This window comes from Okeania sp. SIO3B5 (assembly GCF_010692555.1).
GTDB lineage: Bacteria > Cyanobacteriota > Cyanobacteriia > Cyanobacteriales > Microcoleaceae > Okeania.
This window is the reverse complement of sequence record NZ_JAAHHG010000461.1, coordinates 1-7,999: the sequence shown is the minus strand read 5'-3', so window position 1 is coordinate 7,999 and position 7,999 is coordinate 1. Positions and strand designations below refer to the sequence as shown.

The 7,999-nt window shown below is 36.3% G+C and carries 5 protein-coding genes; 3 read left to right on the top strand and 2 right to left on the bottom strand.

Features of this window, described 5'->3' with window-relative positions; all coding sequences use genetic code 11:
* Positions 1-298: 298 nt before the first annotated feature.
* Positions 299-4,027 (bottom strand): tetratricopeptide repeat protein, encoded by a 3,729-nt coding sequence (locus F6K54_RS35480; RefSeq protein WP_293088450.1) that lies wholly within the window; start codon positions 4,025-4,027, stop codon positions 299-301.
* A 665-nt stretch (positions 4,028-4,692) separates the two neighbouring features.
* On the opposite strand from F6K54_RS35480, the gene F6K54_RS35475 reads away from it, so the two are divergent.
* From F6K54_RS35475 to F6K54_RS35465, 3 genes are all read left to right on the top strand, one after another.
* Positions 4,693-4,878 carry a hypothetical protein gene (locus F6K54_RS35475; RefSeq protein ID WP_293088448.1) on the top strand — a complete coding sequence of 62 codons (186 nt, stop codon included), beginning with the start codon at positions 4,693-4,695 and terminating at the stop codon, positions 4,876-4,878.
* A gap of 579 nt (positions 4,879-5,457) precedes the next feature.
* Positions 5,458-5,736: an ureidoglycolate lyase gene (locus F6K54_RS35470; RefSeq protein ID WP_293088446.1), complete on the top strand. Its 279-nt coding sequence runs from the start codon at positions 5,458-5,460 to the stop codon at positions 5,734-5,736.
* 1,596 nt (positions 5,737-7,332) lie between these two features.
* A complete protein-coding gene (locus F6K54_RS35465; RefSeq protein WP_293088445.1) occupies positions 7,333-7,764 on the top strand; it encodes an NUDIX domain-containing protein in 432 nt (143 codons plus the stop codon).
* Between the two features lie 31 nt (positions 7,765-7,795).
* Here the strand turns inward: F6K54_RS35465 and F6K54_RS35460 are convergent.
* A partial coding sequence (locus tag F6K54_RS35460; protein WP_293088443.1) for a zinc ribbon domain-containing protein occupies positions 7,796-7,999 on the bottom strand: 204 nt, incomplete at its 5' end.

The following is a 7,999-nucleotide window of genomic DNA, read 5'->3' as shown; positions in this document are numbered from 1 at the left end:
TTAGCCTTTTTAGGTATTGAAAAATTACGTTTTTTTCAGCTCTTCATGCTCAAAAAGTTAGCATTTTTAGAAGAGTTGGGCAGAAAAATTCTCCCCTACTTCCCTACTCCTCCGCTCCCCTACTCCTTAAAAAAAGACTTTTTCAGCAAACCCTAATTGTGGTCAATCTGGTAGCAGGATAATCACTTCAACAGTTTGCCCCACTGAAGTTGAGGGATTATTGTCAGGCAGATTGATTTCAATCTTGTTGCCTGGTAGAACTTTAGTTTCAATCCTTAGTGCTGACTGCATTAAATCCTCAGCGTTGAGTAGCAATATTTTGCCTACAAATTTCAAGTTTCCTGGGGTTATTAGGGTCGGTTTGCTTAACCATCCACAAATCCCTTAACCCTAAACGCTCTAAAGAACGATTAATTACAGTAATAGTGTTGTTATCTTGCTCCTTTTCATAAAGCAAAGAAGTATTTTTTCCATGTACTCGTCGAGAATATGTCACCCTATTAATATGATGAAAAGAGCAAACCTCGCTTAACTTCATGTACATATCATAATCCACTGCATTCAACAAATCTTCGGTAAATCCTTCAGTCCTCATCCAGTCTCTCCTTCTAAACATTCGGAAATGATGAACGATCATGTTAATCATCAGTTTCTCCCGAGAAAATTCAGGCCAGTTGTATTCTGGTTTAACATAATTTCCATACTTATCAATTCTTTCACAACAGCTATAGACACAACCCACATCATACTTATCCAAATATTTAACCATAGTCTCCACTGCATCCGGTTTGAGCATATCATCAGAATCAAGTTGACCAATGTACATACCCCTACACATTTTAACTGCGGTATTAGAAGCTTTCCCTATTCCACCATTAGGCTGAGTAACCCACCTAACACGAGGATTTTCCGAGTAGTTTTCCTCCAAAACTTCCAGGGTTTTATCTGTAGAGCCATCATCACAAATACAAACCTCCAAATCTGTGTAGGTTTGATTGAGAACGCTATCAACAGTATGCTTAATAAACTGCTCAACATTATAAGCAGGAATATAAATTGAAACTTTAGGCACTTCATAAATTTCACCTGGTCGATATTGGCGATACCAACTAACAGGACATTTTTGCTCGAATAGTTTTTGAGTAATTTGCTTTCCAGTTATGCGGTCAGTTTCATTAACACCCCCTGGTGGTTCTTGATGTAAATCAATTGCTGTTAATACTGGAATGAAATAATAACCAGCATTGTAAACTCGATACCCAAACTCTATATCTTCATAACCCCATTCTTGGAAATCTTCATCATACCAACCTACTTTCTCAAGAATGTTTTTTGAATAAGCAACGTGGCCGGAAGCAAATGCTCGAAAAGGATACTTTTCTTTCTTTAAGTTATCAGTTTTTTCATATATTCTAAAGCGCCAGTCTATGGTAGCTTTATTTTTAACATCGCTCTTAAACATGACGTTTTCAGTTACAATATCTTCTAATCCTAAAGCAGTGTTAATATCCTCAAAAATTTCGTCATCTGTAATTCCATCTGTATTAACAAATCTCCGATGAGCCATTAAAACAGCTTTGTCAGTTACATGAAGATATTTCATCAATTCTTCAACAAACTGTGGTTCTGGAATTAGGTCACAGTCTAACAGAATTAGATGCTCGTATCTGGAAGTGCGTATTCCTAAATTACGAACTGCAGATACACGAAATCCTCGGTCTTGTTGTCGGACATGAATTAATTCCCTATACTTCTCATATTTTAAAATTACTTCTTCCACACCATCGGTACTACCATCATTTGCTACAATTATTTCTATCAAATGTTTGGGATAGGTTTGATGAGTAATGGCAGCTAATGTTTTAGCCAAAATTTCTTTGCGGTTATAGGTAGGAATAATAATTGATACTGGCAGGGTATAAGGTTTTCCACTGTTTACAAATTCCTTAACTTTCTCTTCTATAAAAGAATAGTCGTTGCCTTCTCCCACAATAGGAGGAAGTACAAAATTATCTGGTATACCTTCTACTTTTTTAACTCTTTTCGTTTGTTCTTGCTCTTTTAAAGATTTTTGGAGGTTGGCTTCAATTTCAGGTAACTTTTGATTAAGTTTGAGGACACGGTTGTAGAGCTTAATTTCTTCCTCTAAATCTCCCTTTTCTTTTAATAAATTTCCCAGTTTTCCGTAAACTTTCCATAAATCTTGCTTTAGTTCTAATGCTTTTTGGTAACAGGAAATAGCTCCTTCTATTTTTCCTTCTAAAACTAGCTTATCTCCCAAATTACAACAAGTTTCAACTGGATTACTTATGAATTTTTTTACCAATAATTTATATTTTTTAGCTTCATCTACACGACCCTGTATTTGCAGCAAATTAGCCAACTTTTCATAACTATCTATCTTATATGGTTGAATTTCAGCAGCGTAAAAATAAGAAGCGATCGCCCGGTCTAGATTTCCTTGTCGTATCAGAGTATTTCCTAAATTATAAGGAGACCAAAAAAAGTTAGGATTAATATTAATTGCTTGGCAATAACAAGCAACAGCATCATCCAATTTTCCTTGCTTTTGCAGTACATCTCCTAAGCTATGATAAACTTGCCAAAAATTATGTTGAAGTTCTAGTGCTTGGCGATAATTATTAGCAGATTCTTCTAGTTTACCTTCTTTTAATAGCCGGTCTCCTAAATCACGATAATCTTGAGCAGAATTAAGTTTTATTTCTTGCTCTTTTTGATTCTTTTGCTGAGTTTTTTCTGGAACTAATTTAGCTAAATTTTGTTTAATATCAAGGGGATTAGATTGAATTTGTATCGCTTTTTGATAAGCAGCAATTGCCTCATTGTTTTTTCCTATCTTTTCCAGGATTTCGCCTAACTTTTGATGATAATCCCACCTATTAGGAGAAATTTTAATTGCATAACGGTAACTAACAATTGCTCCTTCAAAATTTTGCTGCTTAACTAAAATATTAGCCAAAAATATATGACCTTCAACTTCTTTGGAGTTAATGGCGATCGCATTTTTACAAAAAACAATTGCCTGGGAAAAATTACCTTTTCTTTCCCAAACTTTTGCTAGCTGTAAGTTAACCCGATAGTCATCTGGAATAATTTCAAGTATCTTGTAGTAATTTTGAATATTATCTGGTTCTTTTTCTATTTTATCGCGATATAAATTAACCAACTTTTCCGATTTAATTCTTTTTTGATAATGTAGCGCATCTGCTAATTTTGTATGAATTCCGACTAAATCTGGCTGTAAATTAATTGCTTTTAGATAAGCATTGATAGCTCTTTCCCAATCTTCCAACTTAACTAAAACATCTCCCAATTTATAATAACCCCAAGGAAAATCAGGATTCAATTCAACAGCTTGATGATAAGCTTTAACAGCTTCTTCCCACTTCTCTAATTTAACTAATACATCCCCCAAATTATTATAAGACCAACAAAAATCAGACTTTAATTCTATTGATTTCTGATAAGCAATAATCGCCTCTTCCCAATTTTCTAACTTAACTAAGACATCTCCCAATCTATAATAACCCCAATGAAAATCAGGACTCAACTCAATAGCCCGACGATAAGCACAAACTGCTTCTTCCCACTTCTCTAATTTAACTAACACATCCCCCAAATTATTATAAGACCAACAAAAATCAGACTTTAATTCTATTGATTTATGATAAGCAGCAACCGCTTCTTCTAACTCCCCTTTTTCCTGCAATAAATTACCTAATTTATGATGCACTTCCCATAATTCCGGCTGAATTTCAACAGCTCTTCTGTAAACCTCTATTGCCTCTTCTTTCTCTTCTTTTTCTACCAAAGCATCAGCTAAAAAATGGTAAGCATCTGCAAAATTTTGTTCTCTGTCAATTGCTTGAAGATAAGCAGCGATCGCTTCTTTCCATTCTCCTTTTTTTGCTAAAATTTCACCTAAGTTGAAATAAATTTTTGCCTGCTTAACATTCATTTTTTGCTGTTTTGTGGATGAGGCAAAATTTGTTGAAGTTTGCTGCATTATCTACCCCTGTCTAATATATCTACCTCAATAATATTTTGCCATAGGTGGGGCGATCGGACAGTAATATCATGTTCCCCCGGAGGGGGAGCTACGCTAACGGATAATCAGTGATATAGCGCTGTGCGCAGGCAACAGCTCATCTGGCAACAGCTCATCTGGGGGAATGAATTGCTGATAATATAAGACTTTTAGCTATTTGGCCCCTCCTGCAATTTGTAAATATACCAGCGCTCATTGCTATAAAAAAAACTTTATCCCTTTTAACCTTTTCTTCCCTCCAGCTCCCGCTGCCTCCAGCTCCCGCTGCCTCCAGCTCCCGCTGCCTTCTGCCTTCCTTCCTCCAAAGTGTAAGTATTCAACCGAACATGATATAAGTTAGATAGGGTGAATTATTAGGGGTTGGTGAATCAAACTATGAATTATATCATGTCCGGATAATCAGTGATGAAAAAACTTATCATGAGTGCTTAAACAGTAAATCTTTCTATTTTCCCCTCCACCGGAGGGGTTAGGGGTGGGTTCCCTACTCCCCTACTCCCCTACTCCCCTACTCCCCTACTACCTTAATAATAAGTATTCAACCGGACATGATATTACAGCGGTTTTCATTTGGGTAGATCACAGTAGGGACGTTCCATGGAACGTCCCTACAAGGAGATTTTTTGTACGGTAGAAACCAAGCAGTAAACGATCAATATTTATTTGGTTGGTCAAAAAATCCTGGAGAAGCTCAAAAAATTCCCCAGGAAAAATTAGATCGTTCTTGTGTTTTGTTTTGGCATACAAATTATCATCCAGATACATCAAGCCCAGCAATTCCCCGTAAAACCTTCTTAAACCGTTCATAGCAACGTGACGGTGTTCAGCCATCAACGCAGGCGGTATCTCGCAATGCTTTGAGGAAAATCCCCAAAGCGCTATTTTTTTACTTATTTATGGCAAACTCACATGAGTATTTATTTTGCGCTTTCTTTTTCTTGACTAGGCAACCATTAGGGATGACTCAAAGTCGGGATCGAAATGACGCGATACTCAGTTGTCAGTTATTTTCCTACTTCTATCATAACACTATTTTTCAGGAAATTGCCAGGGATTCTAAAATCTAGTAATGCACCTTCTAAAAATCTAGACAATCCTAGAGACGCTCTTCATCGGTGACTAAGAGCGAAATTCCTGCTCACCTGTCCATAAGTCTACTGGCACGCGAAGGTTAATGTTCCGCTCAAATACATTGAGTTTAGGATTCCCTAGGCGGGTTTTCATCAGAGATGAAAAGTCGAGTGCAAAACACTCCATAATCGTTGCTAAAATCCTCTGGTCTTAGCAGACGTATGCAATCATAACACAAATTAATGGCGTAAAAACATAGACATTTTAGTAGATATAAGTCTTGGATAGTCCATGTTTTTCAGCTCTAGCAAGCAACAGTGAGCAATTATTTTTTTCCTCTGAATAGTTCCCCATTTGTTGTACCTTTGGCTTTAGCTAGTGATGATGTGAAACCAGAAGATTTTAAAGCTTTTTATTTTGATGGTACTCAGGGACTATATATACATCCTAATATTTGGCATGAAGGAATTTTTCCGCTAACTCCAGAAGCTAGCTTTTATGATTGCCAAGGTAAGGTTCATGCCAGAATTAGTTGTAATATTGCTCAAGAGTTTGGTTTTTTTCTTTCTGTACCGTTAAAAAAACTAGATAATTAATTTTATAACAAGTATTTTTACTTAGTTACTTTTCTTAATATTATTGGGCAGACTAATTAAAATATTTTGCTTAGAAAGGGTGGGTTTAATAGGCGATCGCTCCAATAATAATATTTATTAGAATAAGGTTTTGACCTCGATCCCCTATCCCATTAGCCTCCAAACCTAGCCAAGCTTCTTAATTCTATTTGGAATCCACCTCAATGCTAGGTAAATTAGTCCTAAGTAAACTGTAGCTGTTAGTAAAATGTAAAACCCCTCAAAATCAATCATCATGGATACCCCCTAGCTGTAATTTTTTGTCTCTCTATATCTTTATTATTGCTTTAATTATAGATAATGGCATCCCCTAATCTGGTATCTCAATAGGGTAAAATCTAGAACTACCAGTTGGGTTAATTCGATACCATCAATCATCTATAGCCTGTATCTTAAGAAAATGCACTCTGATATACATTCCCAATTTTTATTGGTAATTTGTATCATATACTGATCCTAACATAAATCATTTTTTTGAGAAACAGATTGCTAAAGTTTTTCTACAAATATCTAAAATATAACTAAGTAAAGAATTTAAAAATATAAACTATAAAAAAAAATTATATATTTGAGTGTTAATGTAGAGAATCAGATGAAGGCAGGAGGCAGAAGGCAGAAGGGAAGAGGTTTCAGAACTACTTTACTTTTTGTTATATACTTAATTCTTTTCCATGCTTACCTACTTATACCATTTCTCAAAAACTTTTCTACATTTTGTTGAGCAGGGGAGTAGGGGAGTAGGGGAGTAGGGGAGTGGGGGAGAAGCAAACATAAGAATAATTAACATTAACTTGGCTGAAATTAGCATGCAAATGATTTTGCTTGTGCTGATTAGTTGACAACTGAAGTACTGCCCAAGCATAGCAATAATGCATGGGAATTGGTATTAAATCAAAGCATTACTATTTGTTCATTAATTGATAATTGATAATGGATAATTGATAATTACCTCTGGTTAAAACCGTTACGGAATTGAATATAAGGAGATATTATTTCTTTTTTTTCCCCCTTAAAAGGCTATGCGTTATAAACATCTTTCTTAACATAAAAATTGACACGCATAGACAAGTTATGTTCAAGTCTTTAAAAGGTTTTTGTCAGAGAAAAAGTGTATTAAAAAGTACATTTTTTTGACAACTTAAGTAATTTTTCTTATCTACTATGATTCTTTCTCCTTTCTCCTTTTTCCCCTCCTGGGAGGGGCGAGGGGTGGGTCCCCTGCTCCCCTCCTTGCTACAAGGTTTTCAGGAGTTCCTTATAAGGGATAGCTTAAAAGGGGAGGCTTCAAGGCGGGAATTATTTAATAATTAATAATTAATAATTAATAATTAATAATTAATAATTCGGTAAGGCGATCGCATTTTCATAAGGGACTTCCAAATAAAAAATTATCCCATTGGCTATGAAAGTAAGGGAGTAGAGAGTAGCTAGTTAACGATCTAAGTACAAAAATTGGGATAATTTATTTTCTGCTATTCCCCAAGCTTAAATACAATTGCCAAATAACTAGAGTTCAACTTAATATCTGAAAGAAGTTGATGATATTAATTCAAATAAATGGAAACAGAAGTAAGATTGAGAGTAGCAGTATTGGGGTTATTCGTTGCAGACCATCAAGTTTTGTTGTTACATCAAATGACAGATCCAGAACCTAATTGTTGGGACTTACCAGGAGGGGGACTGCAACCACAAGAAACTCTGATGGAGGGACTAGGGCGGGAAATTAGAGAAGAAACAGGAATTACTGATTTTCAAGTAGAGGGACTGCTAACAATAGCAGAGAAATTTTTTCCTCAAGGAGAGGGGAAGGTACTTCATAGTTTAAATATTATCTATCAGTGTAGGGTGGAACCGAAACCAACTAATCTTAGTAGTGACGATCCAGAAGTTGGACCTTTGGGTATTCAGTGGTTGGCGATCGCGACTCTAACACCACAGATGTGTTCAAGTAGAACTTGGGCAGCATTACAAGCAGCAGGTTTGGTTTGACATCCTCCCCGGCCTAAAGGCACGGGGATTCCTACCGAGCCTTAGCTCTTCGGCGGGTTGACGTCTCACAGGCTGCTGCTACCTTGGCGGTAGTCTTACACTTGCCTCCACGTCCGTTTTTCGTCTCCGAATGCCCTCCGGCGACTAATATATTTATCGCTGCGTTTTCGTCTCTATCGTGTTTGCTGCCACAGTTTAGACACTCCCATTCTCGCACCTGAAGGTCTAGCTTGCC

What these genes read in the sequence shown, in the direction of transcription:
- F6K54_RS35480 (WP_293088450.1), bottom strand. Translation starts at nt 4,027, where the DNA reads ATGCAGCAAACTTCAACAAATTTTGCCTCATCCACAAAACAGCAAAAA.
- F6K54_RS35465 (WP_293088445.1), top strand. Translation starts at nt 7,333, where the DNA reads ATGGAAACAGAAGTAAGATTGAGAGTAGCAGTATTGGGGTTATTCGTT.